We start from the raw sequence: 20,642 nt of genomic DNA on the forward strand, positions 1-20,642 counted from the left end.
TTTAGACTAAATATTGTTAGAATTATTGAATAACCAATTATTGTTTAAAATACCTGCTTTTTTTTCAAACTTTTTTCAATTTAATTTTTTTAATCTGATTATTAAGAAATGCGGATTTTGGTATTTCAATCTAAGACGTATCAATATTGCTTCATTCGGTAATTGAACAGTATTTTAGATAAAAAAAACAAGATTAATATTAGGATTTCATAAATAGGGAAGTGCGTTTCTTGTAGTCTTAGGAGTTAATTATAGTTTGAAAAACACAGTTGAATTTTTTTTATTTGATTAAGGAGAAAGACGTTCTATTTTCCAAGAATAATCTTCTTGACTTGTATACCGAATTCTATCATGTAATCGATTTGGTCTTCCTTGCCAAAATTCTACTTCTAAAGGAGTTACTAAAAATCCTCCCCAATGCTTCGGTCTTGGAATTACCATACTCTCAAAATCTTTTTCCAACTGTTTTAGATTTTCTTCTAAAAATTCTCTTGAAGGCACCACTTCGCTTTGGTTAGACACAATTGCTCCCAATTTGCTGCCATCAGGTCTGGATTCAAAATAACTATCTGAGGTTATTTCCGAAGTTCTTTTTGCAATTCCCTTGATAATTACCTGACGCTCCATAGTATGCCAAAAAAAAGACAGGCAAACATTCGGATTTGCTGTGATAGCCTTACCTTTTTCTGAATTGTAATTGGTGTAAAAAATAAAACCTTCTTCAGTAAACTTTTTTAACAATACAACTCGAGACTTCGGAAAACCATCTAAGCCTATTGTAGCGACTGTCATCGCATTAACTTCGCTGTCACCTCCAAAGTCTTCTACTTCATGAAACCATCGGTTAAACAAGTTTATTGGGTCTTCTGGGATAGTAGATTCCAATAACTCACTCTTATCGTATGATTTTCTGTAATTACTTAAGTCATTCATAATTTTTATTTTAAAAATGTTGATTGCTAAACCATTCGATTTAAAATCATCGAAAAATTCAGCAGTTATTTGATGCTTAAAATTGTTTTCTTTTATTTAAAACTCAAAGCTTTTTCCGTCATCAGCCAAAAGCACTTCGGGAAAAATAGTTTCGGCTTCTTCCTTAAACAATTCGATACTTTCATATCGAGTAGAATAATGTCCTAAAATTAATTGTTTAGCATTGGCTTTCAAAGCAATCGTTGCCGCTTCTTTTGCAGTAGAATGTAATGTTTTTTTGGCTAGATTTCCCTCAGATTGTAGGAAAGTAGATTCATGGTATAAAATATCTACATTTTCTATAATTGGAAGCATGGCTTCATTGTAAACCGTATCAGAGCAAAAAGCGTAATTCTTTGCCGGAACAGGATCAAATGTCAATTTGTCGTTTTCTATGATTCTTCCGTCTTCAAGCGTGATGTCTTTTCCGTTTTTTATTTTTTGGTAATAGCAACTCTCTATCTCATAATTCTGAACGGCATCCAAATTCAGTTTTCGGTCTCCAATTTTTTCTTGGAACAAAAAACCATTCGTATACACACGATGTTTCAAAGGAATGGTTTTCACCAAAACCTTTTCGTCTTCAAAAATAATCTCACTTTCAGGAGATTCCAATTCATGGAAAAATAAACCGTAATTCGTCCTGGAATTCGACAATCGCAATTGCAATTTGATGATTTCTTTGATGCCCTTTGGACCATAAATATGTAAATCCGTAGTTCTGTTCAACAAAGTAAATGTGGATACTAAACCCACTAATCCAAAAAAATGATCTCCGTGCAAATGGGAAATAAAAATGTGGTTTATTTTAGAAAATCGGATTTTATTCTTGCGCAATTGTACTTGCGTTCCTTCTCCGCAATCAATTAAAAAAAGTCTATTTTTTATGTCTAAAATCTGGGAAGTTGGATTGGTAAATGTTCGGGGTGTTGCGGCATAGCAACCAAGGATTGTTAGTTTCAAGTTTTTTCGTGTTCGGTTATTTCGTATTTTGCTTAAATCAATTAACGGTTAAACATAACCGAATCAACTAATTTAAAACCCTAAATCTCTTTCAATCTCTTCCATTTCTATAATATCATGCGCTTCTAATAATGAAGGAACTACTGTTAATTTGGCAGGAACAGCATTATAATCAAAATCAGAAGTAACAATTACAAATGACTTTTTAGCTTTTTTATGTTGTTTTGATAATGGCATAAACAACTTAATATCATTCGTAGACAAATCATTATGCATCAAAAGATCAATTATGATATTGTATTTTTCGAAAGTTTTGTATTGATGGGTAACCTTCATTAAAAAAGAAGTAAAATCACCCTGAGTATCCCTAATTGTTACCGTATGTCCTTTTTGATCTACTTTCATTGTATTAAATTTCAAAGACTGCTTTATGGCAGCGTGGTTTATAAGTAGCTAATTTACAAAGTTTTATGTTTGTTTATTGAATTTTTGAAGCCAAAAGATAAATAACTGCCATTCTGATTGCTACACCATTTTCTACTTGGTTTAAAATCACGGATTGATTGGAATCAGCTACTTCACTTGTAATTTCGACACCGCGATTAATAGGTCCGGGATGCATGATTATAATTTCTTTATTAAGTGAATCCAAAAGCGGTTTGTCAACTCCATATTGCTTTGCATATTCCCGTGTGGACGGGAAATAATTGACATCCATACGTTCATTTTGCACACGCAACATATTCGCAACATCACACCATTCTAATGCTTTTCGTAAATCAGGTTCTACGGTAACACCTAATGATTCAATATATCTTGGGATAAGCGTTTTAGGCCCGCAAACTTTCACCTCAGCGCCTTGCATTTGCAATGCATAAATATTGGACAAAGCGACTCTGGAATGTAAAACATCGCCTACTATGACTACTTTCTTTCCGGCTACTTCCCCTAGTTTTTCCCGAATCGAATAACTGTCTAACAAAGCTTGTGTAGGATGTTCATGTGCGCCATCGCCTGCGTTTACGATGCTGGCTTTTACGTTTTTAGACAAGAAATAAGCAGCGCCAGGATTGGAATGTCGCATTACTACCATATCCACTTTCATCGAAAGGATATTATTAACAGTATCTATCAATGTTTCTCCTTTTTTTACGGAAGATTGCGCCGCCGAAAAACTAATGACATCCGCTGATAAACGTTTTTGCGCTAATTCAAAAGAGAGTTTTGTTCTGGTACTGTTTTCGAAGAAAATATTGGCAATGGTAATATCTCGTAAAGAAGGCACTTTCTTAATAGGTCGATTGATGACTTCTTTAAAATGATCGGCAGTTTCAAAAATCAGGTCAATATCATTCTTGTTGATGTATTTTATTCCTAATAAATGATTTACGCTTAATTCTTTCATTTTTGTTTACGATTATAGTTTTTAATAGTCAGCGTTTGAATGCAATCTAACTTGTAATTAAATACACGCCATCTTCGCCCTCATTTTCTTTCCAGCTCACTTTTACTTTTTCATTATTGATTGCGTCTACCTGTCTTCCTCTATAATCCGGTTGAATGGGTAAGTTGCGACTGAAGCGTCGGTCTATAAGAACCAGAAGTTCAATTTCTGATGGCCTTCCAAAAGATTGTATAGCCGTCAACGCAGAACGAATGCTTCGTCCGGTGAACAAAACATCATCTATGAAAATGACTTTTTTATTTTCAACGATAAAATTAATTTTGGTTTTATTGGCTTCTAATGGCTTATCGGTTCTTCTAAAATCATCCCTAAAAAAGGTTATATCCAGATAACCAAGCTGAATTTCAGGAGTTTGATATTCTTTTTCTAAAATTTCTTTTAAACGCTCTGCCAAAAAAACACCTCTTGGTTGGATTCCAACTAATATTGTATCTGAAAAATCTAAGTGCTTTTCGATTAATTGACAGGCCAAACGATGTAATATGATAGTAACTTCTTTTGCAGTAAGTAATACTTTTTGACTCATAGTAATTGTGTGGTTTGGTTTGGCAAATATACGAATTCCAATTTATGATTTTATAATTAAAAAGGGAGAAAATGCTAATTCCAATAATTCAAAAAAAACAGTATATTTATAGTACTTAATTTTGCAACAATCAATAAAAATTATGTAACAGAGACCCGCAGTTATACAGTAAATTTACATTTTAACGTTTAACATAAAAAACATAAAATCATGCAAAAAAGACTCACCCGATTATTGATGCTTTTCATAGTATTAATTTCATTTTCAAGTTGTTCAATAATAGAAGGAATATTTAAAGCCGGTGTAGGTGTTGGTATCTTTATAGTTGTTGCAGTGATAGCCATTATAATCTTTATTATCAGCAAAATTTTCAGTAGAAAATAAACAACATTACTTTCGAATTATTATTTGAAACCTATTCAAAAAAAAAATCTCCCACTATTGCGGGAGATTTTCTATTTAACATAAACTACTTTTTATGTGGTGTACATTTTAGCTCTTAATTCCTGAACACCTTCGTTATCTAAGTATTCATCAAAAGTCATATACCTATCAATAGCGCCATTTGGTGTCAATTCAACAACCCTGTTTCCAACAGTTTGAGCAAATTCATGATCGTGCGTGGTGAAAATTACAGAACCTTTATAGTTTTTTAATGAGTTATTAAAAGCCGTAATCGATTCCAAATCCAAGTGATTTGTAGGTTCGTCAAGCATTAAAACATTGGCTCTTTCCATCATCATTCGTGACAACATGCAACGCACTTTTTCTCCTCCTGATAATACTCTACAGGTTTTCAACGCTTCCTCTCCTGAGAAAATCATTTTCCCAAGGAAACTACGAATATTTACCTCGTCTCGTTCTTCTTCGGTTTTTACCCATTGACGCAACCAATCTACAAGAGAATAGTCACTTTCAAAAAACGAATGATTATCACCTGGCAAATACGCTTGGTTAGTGGTAACTCCCCAATCAAAAGTTCCTGAATCTGCGGTTTGATTTGCGTTTAATATTTCATAAAATGCAGTAGTTGCGCGCGAATCTTTCGAGAAAAGAACAATTTTATCGCCTTTGGCCATATTCAAATCTACTCCTTTAAACAAAATTTCTCCATCTATAGAAGCACTTAAATTCTGCACATTCAAAATTTGATCTCCTGCTTCACGCTCTTGATCAAAAATAATTGCCGGATAACGACGACTTGATGGTTTTATCTCGGAAATATTCAATTTACTAATCATTTTTTTACGAGAAGTAGCTTGTTTTGATTTGGCTACATTCGCACTAAAACGACGAATAAATTCTTCTAATTCCTGTTTCTTTTCTTCTGCTTTTTTATTTTGTTGTGCGCGCTGTTTCGCTGCTAATTGGCTGGATTCATACCAAAAAGTGTAATTTCCTGAATAATGATTTATTTTACTGAAATCAATATCCGAAATATGTGTACAAACGGAATCTAAAAAGTGTCTGTCGTGAGAAACTACAATTACGGTATTTTCATAGTTAGCCAAGAAATTTTCTAACCAAGCAATAGTTTCAAAATCCAAATCATTGGTAGGCTCATCCATAATAAGTAAATCTGGATTTCCAAAAAGCGCTTGCGCCAAAAGGACACGAACTTTTATTTTCCCTTCCAAATCTCCCATTAAAGTATAATGATGTTCTTCGGTAATTCCAAGATTTGATAACATCGATGCAGCATCAGAATCCGCATTCCACCCGTTCATTTCTTCAAATTGCACTTGCAACTCGCCTATTCTGTCAGCATTTGAGTCATTGTAATCTAAGTACAAAGCATCCATTTCTTTTTTGATCGCATAAAGGGTTTTGTTCCCCATCATAACGGTCTCCAATACGGTGCTTTCGTCAAACATATTGTGGTTTTGGTTTAAAACCGACATACGTTTTCCTGGTTCCAAATGAATATTCCCTGAAGTTGGATCCATTTCACCTGCAATTATTTTAAGAAAAGTAGATTTTCCAGCGCCATTGGCTCCGATAACGCCATAGATATTACCGTGTGTGAAGGTAGTATTTACTTCGTCAAACAAAATTCGTTTGCCAAACTGAACTGATAAATTATTTACTGTTAACATGAATGTTTATTTTATAAAATTTTTGCAAAAATACGAAAAAAATACCGATTTACTGAATTCCAAAAAAATCCGTTTTTTACAAGTTGAAGTTCTAGAAAAAGATTGTAATTCCAATAAAAAATCCTGACGTAAATAGTCAGGATTCTAGAGTTTAGTATCGAAAAAACCAATGTTTTATTTTATTAAAGCAATTTCTTCAAACTCCCATAAACTGCTAATTCTACATCAGCAGGACTTCTGGTATTGCATTTCTCCAATAAATCTTCCAATAATGTTTGATTAACTTTCTGTTTTTTGTCTATTAAAAGTAATAGGTGCTCTGATACATCACTCAAACTTTGAGACAAAGGTAAAAGAGGTTGCACCAACGGAGCATTGGCACTCAAAGCAATTAAATCGGAATTCATGACAATCCACTTCTTGAAAAAATCAGTTAGCACAACTATATTCTCCTTGCTTTTATCCGCTAAATACGCATTGACTGCAAGATTAAAATCTAGCGCTTCAGAAGCATCCGCATTACAAGCATCCGCAAATAAGGTTAACGGTGAATGCATTCTGTATTTCTTTCCGCCACCGTTGCGTTTGTAGTTTTTTAATGGTTCACAAACATTCGAAAAATCATTCAATGCACGAGTATCTTGATTGTTGCTGATGTTTCTCAGAATCACTTCCTTGTTTCTAATGTGCGTAATTCCAAGTTCTTCTAATCGAAAAGATATTATTTTCAACCTTTTGCGTAAGCTGTTCATATCATTCACTTCCGCACTTGACCATAATCGCTCGGCAATTGCAGCTGTTCTTGGCCAAATCCTGGAATCTATATTTAATGGTGTTACGAGTTCGCTCCACATTGCAGCTTCTCCTCCTAAAATCCTTGCTTTTTCTTCCGGAGTGAGAATAATCTTTTTAGGCAAGGGATCATTCAAATAATGACTTTCTAAACCCAGCATCAAATCAATATAATACCCATTGGACAAAACAGTATTGTAACCGCTTTTTGCAGCTTTGATCAATGCTCCACCGGCTTCTTGACCTTCGTTCGTTCCTCTCCAAGCATGAATTATGGCATCTTTAGACATGTTTTTAGTCATTATTTCTTCCCAACCCATCAATTTTTTGTTGTGTTTTTTTAGCATTGGAATCAACTTCATGTTAAAGTAAGTCTGCAAATCATGATTGTTAGCCAGATTATTATCCTTTTTAAATTGCTGTATAGCAGGATTTGCATTCCATTCTTTTCCATTATTCTCGTCACCACCAATATGAAAATAACTGCCCGGAAATAACGGACACACTTCATCAAAAATTGAGCTTAATATTTCATAAGTTTTTGGATTTGTAGGATCTAAAGTCGCATTGAAAATTCCTGAATTTCTTTGCACTTCATACATAATTTTTCCTTCACCTATTTTACTTCCTATTTCCGGATAAGCAGTCAGCAATGCCGAAGCATGTCCCGGAACATCTATTTCAGGTACTACCAGAATCCCTCTTTCATCCGCATATTGTACAATATTTTTGATTTCATCCTGAGTATAAAAATTTCCGTCTGAGGCTAATTCTGTCAATTTAGGATGGTTTTTCAATTGAATTCTCCAACCTTGATCATCGGCTAAATGCCAATGGAAAACATTCATTTTCATCGAAGCCATAGCATCGATATTTCTTTTGATAACATCTACGGGCTGGAAATGTCGTGCCGCATCAATCATCAATCCTCTCCAGGTAAAACGTGGCGAATCTGTGATTTCAACAACCGGAAAGTAGTACGATGTATTATTGTTTTGCAGCAATTGTAATAAAGTTTCCAAACCATGTAATGCTCCTAAATCACTGGAGGCATTAATACTTATTTTATTGGAAGTAATTGTCAGTTGGTAACTTTCGTCTTCATTAATTTCTATTTTTCCATTGCGAACACAATTTATTTGTAATTCGGCTTCCGGACTTTCGTTGACTTTCGTCAAAAAACTTTGCTCGAGAAACAATCCTGTTCTGCCGTCCAATCGTCTTACAAAGTTGGTTGCGCCTATAAAAATTCTAGGATTAGGATTCCCCGTAATATTCACTTTAAAATTTTTGCTTAAAGCAAAAGTGCCTTCAGACAACTTTATATTTTGTGGCCAAGGCATCAAGTTTAATTGCTCGGTGGTGATTTGAGCATTGGAAACAAAATTTCCGAACAATAGCATTAGGATATATTTCATACTTTATATTTTTATTATTGTCCTGTAGTAAACAATTACTTTTATAAAAAAGCTTTTCTATAATTTGTGGAAACAAATATAAAGTACGCATATAAATAGTAATTTTGCAAGGTAAATATTGAATTATGCTATTTCTAATTTTGAGTATTATATGCAGTGTAACTGTTGGAGTGTTGTTTAAAGTTGCACGCAGTTATAATGTAAGTCAGGTTCAAATTGTTGCTTGGAATTATGTTTTTGCTCTTATTTTTTGTTATTTGTCATTCAGTCCGGATCTTAGCGCGGTAAGAACTTTGGCACCTTGGGGAATTTATGTTCCTATTGGTATTTTATTGCCGGCAATTTTTCTTTTTTTGGCAGCGTCCATAAAACAGGTTGGTATTGTAAAAACTGATGCAGCCCAAAGGCTTTCGTTGTTTATCCCTATTTTGGCTGCATGGCTGCTCTTCAAAGAAGATTTTAACATCTTAAAAATCACAGCGCTTTTGGTAGGATTTCCCGCGCTACTGCTTATTCTTGCCAAACCCTCTCAAAACACAGAAAACAAATGGATTTATCCTGCGGTTGTTTTACTGGGCTTTGGAGTTATAGACATTCTTTTTAAACAAATCGCTCTTTACACAAGTCTGTCTTATACCACTTCATTATTTGTAGTTTTTGGAATTGCGCTACTCATTATGATAGGAGCAGTGGTGTATGATGTCATCGTTACTAAAGTGCCGTTGAATTTTAAAAATATTATTTTTGGAGGTTTGGTAGGTATTTTCAACTTTGGAAATATTCTTTTTTATCTAAAAGCACATAAAGCTTTCGCTGAAAATCCTTCAACAGTTTTTGCAGGCATGAATATGGGTGTGATTGTCATAGGAAGCCTTGTAGGGATTTTTGTTTTTAAAGAAAAACTAACAAAAATGAATTATGTTGGCCTTTTTCTAGCGTTGATAGCCATTGTTTTGATCGTAATCTCGCAGATCATTTAAAGGGAATTAAACCATTTGGATTGAAAAATTTTCAACTAATAAAAAATCCTTGTACAAGTTCCGGTTTTTGATTGCTGTTGAATGTAAAGGTATTAGTTATAAAAAACTGTTGTATAGTAGGATCAAACTTTCGCAGAACAATAGTATTGCATAAAAAAGAAGTGTTTATTGTTGTAAATAAGCGGTTCGCTTTTTCAAGATTTTCTGGAGTAAGTCTTCGGGCAATAGATATATGGGGGTCACTACTTTTTTGTATTTTTAAGGTACGAAGCAATTCATGAATTTTTTTCATTATCACTTTTAGTTTGATTTTAGAATCTTCATGGGGAGTAATAAAAAAAGCACCATTAGAATAGGAACCAAAACCTTTCAGATGAACTTCAAAAGGTTCGAAAGTATCACATAACAGGTCTAGTTTATTTTTGATAATTTCGATTGCAGCATCAGTTTTTTTAAATTCACAAATCGTAATATGAGCGATAGAATTTTTACTATGAAACCAATTCACTTCCTCGAATAATTTTTCTTTCATAGCCTTAACCAGTAGGATTATGCTTTCTGAAGGATAGATGGCTATAGAATATTGTTTTTCCATAGTGTAATGATAGCATTTTAACGTAAAAAAAGAAAGCTAATGAAATGTCAATTCATTTTTCAATATTTAGATTTCTTGTTTTTCATTTAATTAATACTTTACCGTAAACAGGTACGATGTAGTTTCCATTTAAAAACGGAATTGGATCAATTTGGCTTTGCAAGATAACTCCGCTAAGCGACGTTTCGAGTAATAGTTGTGCTGCTTGTACCAATGGTGCTGCAGTAGTTGTTTGGATTGCCCTCAATTGATGTTTTCCCACTTTTTTAGGAAGTATACATTTTGCAATCTCACGTCTGCGCAAAATACCTGTTGCATCTTTGCCTTCTACAGCTGCATATAAAATAATTTTGTCGTCTTCAATGTGAGGGATAATGGCTTCCATTTTTTCTTGTAAGCCTTTAATTACGTCAGTTGTATGTTCTAAATTAGCTACTTGCTCTTGTATCCAAGCATAATGTCCAGGATGACGTAAGGTTTTGTAGTCAAGGGAGCGAACCTTTCCTAATAATGCGTCAGGCAAATCTGCTGCACCGCCCGAAGTAAGATCCTCTTCATAAGCAATGCCATCGATAATAATAGTAGTTCTTTCTGAGAGTGATGGTAGCGTAGTTTTTTTGAAATTCCTTAATACAATGGTTTCTTTCAAATATTCTGTAGCTACACCCACAGGACTCCACGTAAAACCATAATAATGTGGAGCAACCGCATGATTAGTAAGTGCTCCAACTTTGAATTCCAGCTTGTCTACTTTATCAACTTCAAAATCCTTACAAAACTGTTGAAAAAGTCCATTAGCAAGTAAATCGATATATCCCGGCGCTAAACCCGTTTGAAGTATAAACCCTGTTTTTGCGTCTTTTGCCAATGCTGTTATTTCTTCAGTCTCTACAACATATTCCGTTAGGTTTGCGTAATGTAGATTGAAATCTTTAGCAAACTGGGCTATTCTGGGTGCTTGGCTTCCTGGTAAACAGTCCAGAATAATATCTCCTTGACGCAAGATTACTTTCATTTCATCTGTTATGCCATTTTCAGCAAGATGAAAATCTTGAATAAATCCTGATTTCGTAGTTCCTTCTTGAATCCAATGGGCTACCTTTTTTGCTTTTGAATGGCTTCTGTCGCCAATAAAAAGAGTAGGAGCTACTTCGCTACATTCCATCAGTAATAAACCAACAGCTTCTGCGACTCCACCCGCTCCTGCAATAATAATAGTGTGATGCTTTTTCATATCTTAAAGATACCATTTTTTATTGGTTGAGCATTTGAGTTGTATGGTAATTTGATTGTTATGGTGTATGTTTACTTTCATTGAGTATAGCTTAGCGAATTTACTCGCTAAAAGAAAAAAAGCTTTTAGTCTACATACATTATGGATGTGCAAATATAAAGTAAACATTAAACCCGTTGGGTTTAATTAATTGCGGTAAATATGTTGATTAGATATTGATCAAGGTGCTAAAATTCACTATCTTAACATCGCAAAACAGACCAATCTTTATGTCAGATATACTAAAAAAATATTTTCGAGTTTTAGAAGTTATAAGTTATTTGAATTGTGACTTAGAATATAAATTCAGAAGTTGATATAAAACAAAAAATGTCTGATTTATAATTAGTTGCATTGGGTTTGACAGCTGAATTTATCTCTATTGACATTGAAAATTCTTTATTTAAAGAGATTAATAAGCAACAAATACTTATCCTAAATGAGGTATGTCAGTTCAATAAAAAGACGAAAATTGTTTTTATTTTTAGAATAGGTAAGAACAAAATTAGCATCTCAATTTTTAGAATTTGAAGATTACTTTATCGAGGATTGTATGCCGTTGGAGATTTGCAAATTTGCACGTCGCAGGAGAATTAAAATCTGTAAAAATGATTTTGAAACTGCTTCTTCAAAAGGGTTTTGTGCTTCTCAAAACAACTGGTTTTATGCATGCAAACTGCACGTAGTTTTTTCTGTAAATGGAGTTTTTTATTCAGTAGATATTACAAAAGCAGAAGTTCACGATGTGCATTTTTTTGAAATACTTAAAAAGATAAATGTCTAATTTTGTATTTTTTGGAGATGGAGGTTGTATGTCTCAAAGTATTCGATTAGATTTATTTTAAACAGTAAATATCAAATTAGAAACGCTAAAAAAAGAGACTCAAAAACATTATAAGCTACAACCTTATATGTTTAGGAAATCAAAAAAAAGAATTCAAACTTTATTTTCACAACTATATGACCAGTTCAGAATTAGAAACAATTATGCTAAGACTTTTGAAGGTTTTAAAACCAGAATTTTACCAAAAATAACAGCATTAAAATTGCACCAACATATAAATTAAGATATCTTTAATCAACCAATTAACAATATTAAAAATCAAATAATTTTATTACCCCCAACGAGTTAAAAATAGATAGGTAATAGTAATAAAGACTATATCATAAGGCTAAATTATTTGAATATTACAAGAAATGATTGAGAATAGTTTTGTAATACTTACCAAAAATCACACACTTTTAAAGTCATTGGTTTTGAATTTTTTTAGTTCTTAAATGTAGTAGTAGTAGTAGTAGTAGTAGTAGTAGTAGTAGTAGTAGTAGTAGTAGTAGTAGTATAAAATCTAAATATGTTTATTTAGTAATAAATGATTTTAATTTTGTTAATTTTCAGACGACTATTCAAATAATTTCATCTCTAGTCAATGAAATCAGTAGCTAGATTAACGCCTTAGCTTTAAGTTATTATTTACTTTTCTTCAAAGCTTCGATTAATTCTACCAAATCGACTACACCATAAGTAGAGGAATAGTCTGAGACTGCATAAGGTAATATCAGACTGCTGTTATGAATAATCGAACCGCATGAATACACTACATTAGGAACATAGCCTTCCCGTTCATCCTCCAGAGGAGAGAGTAAGGGTTCACTAAGTCTTCCAATTTCCCTTGAAGGATCATCAAGATCAAAAAGCGAAGCACCGATGCAATATCTTCTCATGGCACCTACACCATGAGTAATTACTAACCAGCCTTCATCGGTCCAAAGTGGCGATCCACAATTTCCAATTTGTGTATATTCCCATGGATAACGCGGCTCTTGGATGATAACGGGATTGTTCCATTGCTCTGGTCTATCGGAATACATAAGGTAATTGTTAACACCATCAATTCTAGATAGCATAGCATACTTGCCTTTAATTTTTCTAGGGAATAATGCCAGGTTTTTATTTTGAGCACCAATTCCATATAAGGGCATTACGCGGAACGTATAAAAGTCTTCAGTTGAAATAAGCTTCGGAAGTATGACATGACCATTATAGGCCGTGTAGGTAGCCATTACTTTATCTGAATTATCATCGTCGACAAAACGGACAAAACGAGCATCTTCAATACCACGGCTTTCAGAATCTGATATTGGAAATATAACACGTTCGGTGATATCAGAATCATGTTTGAATTGTAAATCATAAAATGAATCCGCTAGCCAAATCACTTCTTCGAGTGCCGTTCTTCTCTCCTGACGAATCATTGGATCGCATAAAGCTTTATTTACCACACTTTTTAATATGGCATACTCAAATTCGTGCGGCAGATCCTGCATAATACGAGTTGAATATTTATCAGAAGTATGCATTTCTGCCAATTTCATCAAAAATCGTTCTTTGTTGTATAATGTTTTGTGTCCTATTTCTGCTTTATCAATGTTATTACCAATTTTCATCACTTGGAGATCGTTATTCATATCTAGGATTCCCCTTCTAAATACAATTGACGAGATATGACCTTCACCTGTGGCACGAAAAGAAATGATAACGCGTTTTTCGCCTTTTCCGAGACCCGATTGATCGAAATCTTCCACAATAGAAGGATTAAAAATGGCTGTGGATTCTATTGCATACTCCATTGTGCAGTAAGATCCGATGAGCATCTTTCGTTCCAATGAGAGCTTGTCATAGTTAATTTGCATTGCTTCAATTATGCCTCTAATTTTTTCGCAATGCCGAAAAAATATGCTTGAAATATTTCGATGTCTTCTTGCAAACTCACGAAGTGTATGTTCTAAGGTATCTACGACTTGTTTTTCATTTAACAACATAATATGGCTGACCATTTTTTGTGTCCTCTGATCGCCATTCATAAAATATCGGGCAACAACTCTCTTTGAATCAGGTATAAATGTCATGTTTTTTCGGATTACAGGAACTCGCATAGCTTTATTTTTAAATTTATAGTAAAATAAATACGCTTTTTTATGTAGTGATAAAAAGCCGTTCAGTCCTGTTGCTTAATAGCTAGGTTCTATTTTAGGTGAACCTATAATTTAGGACGAAACATTTTAAGAAATTCGGAATTTTGGAAGCTAAAACTTAAATTAAACTTTATATTCAAAATTACAAAAAAACAATGAAATAATCGTAAGTGTTTGTTTTTCAGTATTAAAAAAACAAAAAAACAGTCGGACTATTTGCTACAATCAAATTTTAATTTTTGATGTCGATTAATAGTTACAGAGAATTATAGTTATTTATATTGCTGTAAAATACTCTCGCATTTTTTTTGAAGGTTTTCGCGAAATATTTCAGATAATTAATTCTTGATCCGTCTTCAATCTTGAATATTGTTCACTTTTTCGCAAAATTTATTCCTAGACAATTTCCTGAGGTTGCAGAAACCTAAGGGAAGTACTTTTATTTGCCGATGCAGAAATTAGCAGGCCAGTTTTTACTGGGGTTTACAGATATTGAGGTACAAATAAGGTACTAATCTGAACAAAATAACGCAAAATAAGAACAAACAAGCCTTTATCAATTTTCAAGTGAAATACTGTATTAGGTCAATTTGATGCACTATATTTTCTAAGAGCACATTAATCCAGTGGTTGATGTAAAAGTATAAAAAACATTTGATTAAAAAGTGGTTTAATTATATTTTGAGGTGACCCTATCGGGATAATTTTTGAACTATTTTCTGCTAGATTAAATGCATTTGAGTATGCTGTCAGCTATTAAATAAATCAATGAGAAACATTAAATTTATTAGTAAGCCCATATCCACTTTAATTTGGTATGTCCAGTTATAAAGTTACAGTATCTATTGTTAAATATTCATTAATACTGCACATGCCACTTTACTTTTGCCGAATGAATCTTTGTCGAAAAAATTTAGTAAATAGTATTTTGCTCTTTGTGGGCATGAAATTGTTTTATAATATTTGTTTTCAAGAAAGTGATAATTCTTCAGTAGTGGATTTACACTGTGAAAATAGTTTATCTCCTAATTTTGTAGACTTTGATTTGGACATAAACGAAGAAGACCAAATTATTTACAGATTGGAAATTTTCATAATGGTTGAAAAGTATACCCAACACAACCATTTTTATATTACCAGTAAATCATCTCAACCATTTTACTCCGTTTGGCAACCGCCAAAGCTTAGTTAATATTCTAGAGCCTCTTGTTGGGTGTTTGAAAATTATTCATTCACTCAAACAGCATTACTATCCTATGCAGTAATGCAGAAAAATTATGTTTATTAACTAAATTACATTTATATGGACTTTGAAGACTTTTTGAAAAAAAAGGCAAGCCTCATAAAAATCATGCATTGCATAACTATTATCAAAATGATGGTTATAGATACAAGACCTATTCTAGTGGTCATGTAAGCTTTAACGCAATTGAATTCATCAATAGTTTAAGAAACAACAAGAAACTCAAGATAGTTTTCCTTGGTGTTTTGATTCTCGCAATAGTTCTTGTAATTGGGATAATTGCCATTTTATTTTCTTTAATTTCATCGATGACTGATAATATTGCTCCAAATGGGCTTCCAAGAGTGTTTGATGAGGCGATTGACTTCCTAAACAGACTATGGAATGGCACAGAATAGATTGTATTAATTTGCGAAAGTGGGGAGATAAGGTATATGTTGTATTGGTTGATAGTTTTGCTTTAATCAAATATGTAATTTAAAAATATATGATAATAGATAGTTTTGTATGGATTTGTTTTTTAGGATTTGTCCTAGCAATGTTAGCACTAGATTTAGGTGTTTTCATCGAAAATCTCATGAAGTAAAAATTAAAGAAGCTCTTCTTTGGAGCGCTGTATGGATATCCCTTGCCTTAATTTTTAATTATGGTGTTTATATTTTCATGGGCAAAGAAAAAGCAATTGAGTTTTTAACAGCTTATGTTATTGAAAAATCATTAAGTATTGATAATTTGTTTGTCTTTATTATGCTCTTTACCTATTTCAATGTAGATAGAAAGTACCAGTACAAAATACTATTTTGGGGTATTTTAGGAGCTTTGGTAATGCGCGGCATTTTTATTTTTGCAGGTGTAGCACTCATTAGTAAGTTTCATTGGATTATGTACGTTTTCGGGGCGATACTTATTTATATGGGTTTTAAAATGATTTTTCATAAAGACAAAGAGATTGAACCAGATAAAAATCCATTAGTAAGGTTATTTAAAAAATTATTTCCCGTTACAGAAGAAATGCATGGAGGCAAATTCTTTGTAAAATTAAAAGGTCAAAGATTTGCAACACCATTATTTATTGTGCTTCTTATTGTAGAATTTACTGATTTGGTTTTTGCGGTCGATTCAATACCTGCGGTACTTGCGATTACAAATGATACGTTTATCATTTTTACCTCTAATGTTTTTGCAATATTGGGTTTAAGAGCGTTGTATTTTGCTTTGGCTGGAATTACAAAATATTTTCATTATTTAAAATATGTTTTATCGTTAATATTAGTTTTTGTTGGAGTAAAAACGACAATTGTTAGTTTCTATAAAATACCAATTGTCCACTCTTTAATGGTAATATCCGGTATATTACTTATTTCTGTTTTACTTTCTGTTGCTTTTCCAAAAAATAAAGATTTAATAAATAACTAAAATTGAATACTATGAATTGTCCAAGTTGTAAAGTTCCGCTTGTTATGTCTGATAGACAAGGAATTGAGATTTATTATTGTCCGTAATGTCGTGGGATATGGTTAGATCGAGGTGAGCTTGATAAAATAATAGAAAGGTCGGGAATTGAAACGCAAAACAATCCTCAATTCAATAGACATGCTCCTGAGAGCCATCCACAGCATGGCTACTATAAGGAACACAAGAAAAAACATTGGTTAAATGAATTGTTTGATACCGCATTATTTTGTTGAATAATGCGGTTTATTTCCTTATATTTTCTTTCTCGAAGTCCTTCCCGAACGTTCTTCTTGTTTTCGGCATAATTCTGCTAATTTAGGTTATTTATTCCTATCTAAAAGCAGGATCTTTTACTGTCTTAATTAGAGGAAGTAGCATAGTTAAGAGTGTCTAATAAAATGGCTGCTTCCTATTTGGTGATTTCTTCCTCTACTTTAATCAGAATAAAATCAAATTATAATAAAAACGTTGTCTTAGGACAATGTGTACTACAATTGTAATTTTTAATTTTGAAGCAAAATTGAAAGTTGTTTCCAATGGGTTTTCTATTGCGGCTAATTGAAACGGCGATCACTATATAAAATCTTCTTTTACATTCCATTTTCAAAAAAAAAAAATGAAGCAAGTTAAGCTTACAAATCAAGTATTGTATTTATTGAGTATATCAGCCGGTCTTGTTGTGGCTAATTTATATTACAACCAACCCCTGCTTCATCAAATTGCAGTGAGTTTTAAGGTGTCTGAGTCTGAGGTGAGCAATGTCGCTCTGTTCACACAGTTGGGTTATGCTTTGGGCTTGTTGTTAATTATTCCTTTAGGTGACAAGGTCTCAAATAAAAAGATATTGCGAATTGACTTTTTAATTATGGTTATCGCCTTAGTTGCGGCAGGATTTGCAAATTCACTTTTGATTCTTATTGTAAGTAGTTTTTTTGTTGGCTTTACATCGGCAATACCGCAGTTGTTTGTTCCTATGGCGGCGCAACTTTCAGATGATTCGAATCGGGGGCGAGCAATAGGGATTGTTATGAGTGGTTTATTGATTGGGATCTTGGGAGGTCGTGTAATCAGCGGATTTGTGGGCGAACAATTTGGATGGCGCATCATGTTTTGTGCTGCTGCAATAATGATGGTTGTTTTATATGTAATCCTGAAATATAAATTACCTAAGATCAATCCGCAATTTAGCGGGAGTTATGCCAGTTTAATGAAATCTCTCTTTTATTATTTTAAATCTGATTCTTCCTTGCGTTTAGCTACTTTGAGAGGAGCTTTAGCTTTTGCAGGATTAAGTTCTTTCTGGACTACTTTGGTTTTTTTGATGCAGGATTCATTTGGCTATGGGAGTACTGTTAGCGGAGGGTTCGGAATTCTGGGAATTGTGGGAGCGCTAGCGGCTGCTCTTGTGGGTAAGGTAAGTAGTTCCGTTAGTAATAGTTCTATTATTTTAGCAGCAACAATCCTGTTAATTATCTCTTGGAGTATTTTTTTTATTTCCGGACATTCAATATTAGGATTGGTTTTTGGGGTTGTATTGGTTGATTTGGGACTGCAATCTCTACATATTACTAATCAAAAGATTATTTTTTCTAATAATCCCGAAGCAAGAAACCGGGTCAATACAATTTATATGGTAGGGTTTTTTATTGGCGGAGCTTTTGGAACCGCGGCGGGAGCTATGGCTTGGGAACTTCATGGATGGATGGGAGTATCGGTACTTGGGATTGTTTTGTCTTTTCTGATTTTGATTGCGCATTTATTATTTAGAAAAAGCTGAAATGTGAGGTGAATGCTAAGAATAGAATTAAAAAATATGAATTGAAGTGATCATTTTATGTTTTTAATCATAATATTGCAAATTCCAGTGATATTAACCACCCAATTCCAATTTAAAGTAAAACCTAATTCCGGAGAAAAATAACCGCCTCTATTTTTCATGAAAAAAAGTACTTTTTTTCATTTGTTAATTAGTATTCAAATACTGAGATTTGTTTATTTCTTTTTCTCATAGATTAAGATATCAGCCATTTTATAAATGCGGAAAAGTAGTCTACTATTGCTTAACGTTTAATTAATTGAAACTGTGTTTATTCTGTCGTAATGTTTTTTTGAAAGAACTGCAAATATTTTTCATTTACTTTTTACTTGTTAAACATAATTAAAATTGTTTTTTTCTTTCATTACTTTCATTACTTTTGGCCTCCAAATGAGAGTAACTATATTTTTTCTATATCTGTTTTTCTATCTGCAAAGCGGAGGAAATTATGTTTATGCAGCTTCGCATGACAATGGTATTTACAACTCACTAATTTCCAAGTTTTTAAAGTCAGATCAAGTAAAAAATGATAACTCGAGTTCTGGCAGTATTATGATTAATGCTGATGGATTTGATTTAGAAGAGGAATGCTCCAAAAATGATTCTGTTAAAAACAAAAATTTAAACAAAAATTTTACTGAAAAATTTAGCGTTTCAAAAGTTTGGTATCAGACATTTTCTTGTCAGTCCGTCATAAACTATTGTGATAAGAATTTTAAAGTCTTCGCGCCATTTTGTGGCCAGTCATATCCTATTTATATTATTCAGCAGGTATTAAGAATTTGATTAATACTATAATCAGTTACTAAATTTTTGAGGTTGCTAACCCTTATGAATGCTTTAAGCTTTCATTTATGGTATTGCAGTTCCAATATTTTTTGTAAACTGATGACTTTTTATGTCTAAGGAATTCCCAATTCCATGTATTTAATCGCTTAATTTCCATTTTACATTATGAATAAAATACTCGTGTTCACGGGCTTGATTGCCTTGTTGTGCTTAACAAGCTGTACAACTAAAAAAGAAGAAAAAGAAGAAGAGACAAAATTTATTGTTACCAATCCTATAAAAATTGATACATCGTTTACCAAACAATATGTTTCTCAAATTCGTTCCGTAAGAAACATTGAAATCCGAGCGCAGGAAAAAGGATATTTACAAAACATCTATGTAGATGAAGGTCAATATGTAAAAGCAGGTCAGCTACTATTTAGAATTATGCCGGGTATGTATCAGGCAGAATTACTAAAGGCACAAGCTGAAGCTAAAGGTGCTGAAATTGAATTACAAAATGCTAAAACCCTTGCCGACAAAAATATAGTTTCCAGAAACGAGCAGTCTTTGGCTCAAGCCAAATTGGAGCAGGCAAGAGCAGAAGTGGCTTTGGCTAAACTACATTTATCATTCACTGAAATCAGAGCGCCATTTGCCGGAACTATAGATCGTATTCCATTAAAATTAGGTAGTCTTATTGATGAAGGGGAACTGTTGACTAGTCTTTCAGATAACAGTCAAATGTTGGCCTATTTTAATGTTTCAGAACCGGAGTATCTAGAATATCAGAGCAATGTAAAAGATCGTGCCACTAATAAAGTAAGTCTCTTATTAGCTAATAACAAAGTTTTTCAGTTCCAAGGAAATGTCGAGGTTATTGAAAGTGAATTTAATAATGAAACAGGAAACATAGCCTTCAGAGCAAGATTTCCAAACTCAAACAAATTACTGAAACACGGTGAAACAGGATTGGTTCAAATGAATGTTCCGCTTAAAAATGCTATTGTAATTCCGCAGAAAGCGACCTATGAAGTTCAAGATAAGAAATATGTTTTTGTTGTAAATAAAAACAATGTACTGGAATCAAAGGAAATTAGTATTACTGGTGAAATCCCTGATTTGTATGTCGTTTCGAGTGGAATTACCGAAAATGATAAAATTTTATTGGAAGGGATTCAGAAAGTCAAAGACGATGAAAAGATAAAGTATGATTTTGTAAAATCGAAAGACGTCATCGCCCATTTGCGATTAAAAACGGAATAGGTTTATAAATTTCAATTTGGTTTAACCAGTAAAAAATA

At 33.0% G+C, this 20,642-nt stretch carries 15 protein-coding genes and 1 pseudogene; 6 read left to right on the forward strand and 10 right to left on the reverse strand.

All coding sequences use genetic code 11. The features are described 5' to 3' along the window. Positions 1-288: 288 nt before the first annotated feature. From pdxH to BC952_RS11945, 7 genes are all read right to left on the reverse strand, one after another. On the reverse strand, positions 289-933 hold the full coding sequence (pdxH, locus tag BC952_RS11915; RefSeq protein WP_121365854.1) for a pyridoxamine 5'-phosphate oxidase: 645 nt from the start codon (positions 931-933) through the stop codon (positions 289-291). 96 nt (positions 934-1,029) lie between these two features. Further along, positions 1,030-1,935: a ribonuclease Z gene (locus BC952_RS11920; RefSeq protein ID WP_121365855.1), complete on the reverse strand. Its 906-nt coding sequence runs from the start codon at positions 1,933-1,935 to the stop codon at positions 1,030-1,032. 72 nt (positions 1,936-2,007) lie between these two features. After that, entirely contained in the window at positions 2,008-2,340 is a 333-nt protein-coding gene (locus tag BC952_RS11925; RefSeq protein WP_121365856.1) for a ribonuclease Z, read from the reverse strand. A gap of 73 nt (positions 2,341-2,413) precedes the next feature. Next, positions 2,414-3,340: an aspartate carbamoyltransferase catalytic subunit gene (locus BC952_RS11930; RefSeq protein WP_121365857.1), complete on the reverse strand. Its 927-nt coding sequence runs from the start codon at positions 3,338-3,340 to the stop codon at positions 2,414-2,416. Positions 3,341-3,386: 46 nt separating this feature from the next. Then, on the reverse strand, positions 3,387-3,926 hold the full coding sequence (pyrR, locus tag BC952_RS11935) for a bifunctional pyr operon transcriptional regulator/uracil phosphoribosyltransferase PyrR (RefSeq protein ID WP_091168558.1): 540 nt from the start codon (positions 3,924-3,926) through the stop codon (positions 3,387-3,389). 476 nt (positions 3,927-4,402) lie between these two features. Further along, on the reverse strand, positions 4,403-6,022 hold the full coding sequence (locus BC952_RS11940; protein WP_121365858.1) for an ABC-F family ATP-binding cassette domain-containing protein: 1,620 nt from the start codon (positions 6,020-6,022) through the stop codon (positions 4,403-4,405). A 182-nt stretch (positions 6,023-6,204) separates the two neighbouring features. Further along, the gene (locus BC952_RS11945) at positions 6,205-8,232 is read right to left on the reverse strand and encodes a beta-N-acetylhexosaminidase (RefSeq protein WP_121365859.1); all 2,028 of its coding nucleotides are present in this window, start codon (positions 8,230-8,232) and stop codon (positions 6,205-6,207) included. Between the two features lie 125 nt (positions 8,233-8,357). Here BC952_RS11945 and BC952_RS11950 point away from each other — a divergent pair, with 125 nt between their 5' ends. Continuing rightward, complete coding sequence (locus BC952_RS11950; protein ID WP_121365860.1) at positions 8,358-9,212, forward strand: DMT family transporter; 855 nt, start codon at positions 8,358-8,360, stop codon at positions 9,210-9,212. Between the two features lie 31 nt (positions 9,213-9,243). Here BC952_RS11950 and BC952_RS11955 read toward each other — a convergent pair whose 3' ends face one another. Both BC952_RS11955 and BC952_RS11960 read right to left on the reverse strand, forming a co-directional pair. Then, positions 9,244-9,807, reverse strand: coding sequence for a 2'-5' RNA ligase family protein (locus BC952_RS11955; RefSeq protein WP_121365861.1), 564 nt, complete (start codon positions 9,805-9,807; stop codon positions 9,244-9,246). Between the two features lie 82 nt (positions 9,808-9,889). Beyond that, positions 9,890-11,041, reverse strand: a complete 1,152-nt coding sequence (locus tag BC952_RS11960) for a saccharopine dehydrogenase family protein (RefSeq protein ID WP_121365862.1) — start codon at positions 11,039-11,041, stop codon at positions 9,890-9,892. Positions 11,042-11,310: 269 nt separating this feature from the next. Between BC952_RS11960 and BC952_RS11965 the strand changes: the two are divergent. Then, positions 11,311-12,147, forward strand: a pseudogene (locus tag BC952_RS11965) (IS982 family transposase). 400 nt (positions 12,148-12,547) lie between these two features. On the opposite strand, the gene BC952_RS11970 reads toward BC952_RS11965, so the two are convergent. Next, entirely contained in the window at positions 12,548-13,987 is a 1,440-nt protein-coding gene (locus tag BC952_RS11970; RefSeq protein WP_244200143.1) for a glycoside hydrolase family 130 protein, read from the reverse strand. 1,422 nt (positions 13,988-15,409) lie between these two features. Between BC952_RS11970 and BC952_RS11980 the strand changes: the two genes are divergently transcribed. From BC952_RS11980 to BC952_RS12005, 4 genes are all read left to right on the forward strand, one after another. After that, entirely contained in the window at positions 15,410-15,694 is a 285-nt protein-coding gene (locus BC952_RS11980; protein WP_121365865.1) for a hypothetical protein, read from the forward strand. Between the two features lie 109 nt (positions 15,695-15,803). Then, positions 15,804-16,712, forward strand: a complete 909-nt coding sequence (locus tag BC952_RS11985) for a TerC family protein (protein WP_244200144.1) — start codon at positions 15,804-15,806, stop codon at positions 16,710-16,712. 655 nt (positions 16,713-17,367) lie between these two features. Further along, positions 17,368-18,528, forward strand: coding sequence for an MFS transporter (locus BC952_RS11995; protein WP_121365866.1), 1,161 nt, complete (start codon positions 17,368-17,370; stop codon positions 18,526-18,528). 993 nt (positions 18,529-19,521) lie between these two features. After that, entirely contained in the window at positions 19,522-20,604 is a 1,083-nt protein-coding gene (locus tag BC952_RS12005) for an efflux RND transporter periplasmic adaptor subunit (RefSeq protein WP_121365868.1), read from the forward strand. Positions 20,605-20,642: the final 38 nt, after the last annotated feature.

Source organism: Flavobacterium limicola (genome assembly GCF_003634755.1).
Classification (GTDB): domain Bacteria; phylum Bacteroidota; class Bacteroidia; order Flavobacteriales; family Flavobacteriaceae; genus Flavobacterium; species Flavobacterium limicola.

What these genes read in the sequence shown, in the direction of transcription:
- BC952_RS11970 (WP_244200143.1), bottom strand. Translation starts at nt 13,987, where the DNA reads ATGACATTTATACCTGATTCAAAGAGAGTTGTTGCCCGATATTTTATG.
- BC952_RS12005 (WP_121365868.1), top strand. Translation starts at nt 19,522, where the DNA reads ATGAATAAAATACTCGTGTTCACGGGCTTGATTGCCTTGTTGTGCTTA.
- pdxH (WP_121365854.1), bottom strand. Translation starts at nt 933, where the DNA reads ATGAATGACTTAAGTAATTACAGAAAATCATACGATAAGAGTGAGTTA.
- BC952_RS11960 (WP_121365862.1), bottom strand. Translation starts at nt 11,041, where the DNA reads ATGAAAAAGCATCACACTATTATTATTGCAGGAGCGGGTGGAGTCGCA.
- BC952_RS11925 (WP_121365856.1), bottom strand. Translation starts at nt 2,340, where the DNA reads ATGAAAGTAGATCAAAAAGGACATACGGTAACAATTAGGGATACTCAG.
- BC952_RS11940 (WP_121365858.1), bottom strand. Translation starts at nt 6,022, where the DNA reads ATGTTAACAGTAAATAATTTATCAGTTCAGTTTGGCAAACGAATTTTG.
- BC952_RS11930 (WP_121365857.1), bottom strand. Translation starts at nt 3,340, where the DNA reads ATGAAAGAATTAAGCGTAAATCATTTATTAGGAATAAAATACATCAAC.
- BC952_RS11985 (WP_244200144.1), top strand. Translation starts at nt 15,804, where the DNA reads ATGGATTTGTTTTTTAGGATTTGTCCTAGCAATGTTAGCACTAGATTT.
- BC952_RS11955 (WP_121365861.1), bottom strand. Translation starts at nt 9,807, where the DNA reads ATGGAAAAACAATATTCTATAGCCATCTATCCTTCAGAAAGCATAATC.
- BC952_RS11950 (WP_121365860.1), top strand. Translation starts at nt 8,358, where the DNA reads ATGCTATTTCTAATTTTGAGTATTATATGCAGTGTAACTGTTGGAGTG.
- pyrR (WP_091168558.1), bottom strand. Translation starts at nt 3,926, where the DNA reads ATGAGTCAAAAAGTATTACTTACTGCAAAAGAAGTTACTATCATATTA.
- BC952_RS11945 (WP_121365859.1), bottom strand. Translation starts at nt 8,232, where the DNA reads ATGAAATATATCCTAATGCTATTGTTCGGAAATTTTGTTTCCAATGCT.
- BC952_RS11995 (WP_121365866.1), top strand. Translation starts at nt 17,368, where the DNA reads ATGAAGCAAGTTAAGCTTACAAATCAAGTATTGTATTTATTGAGTATA.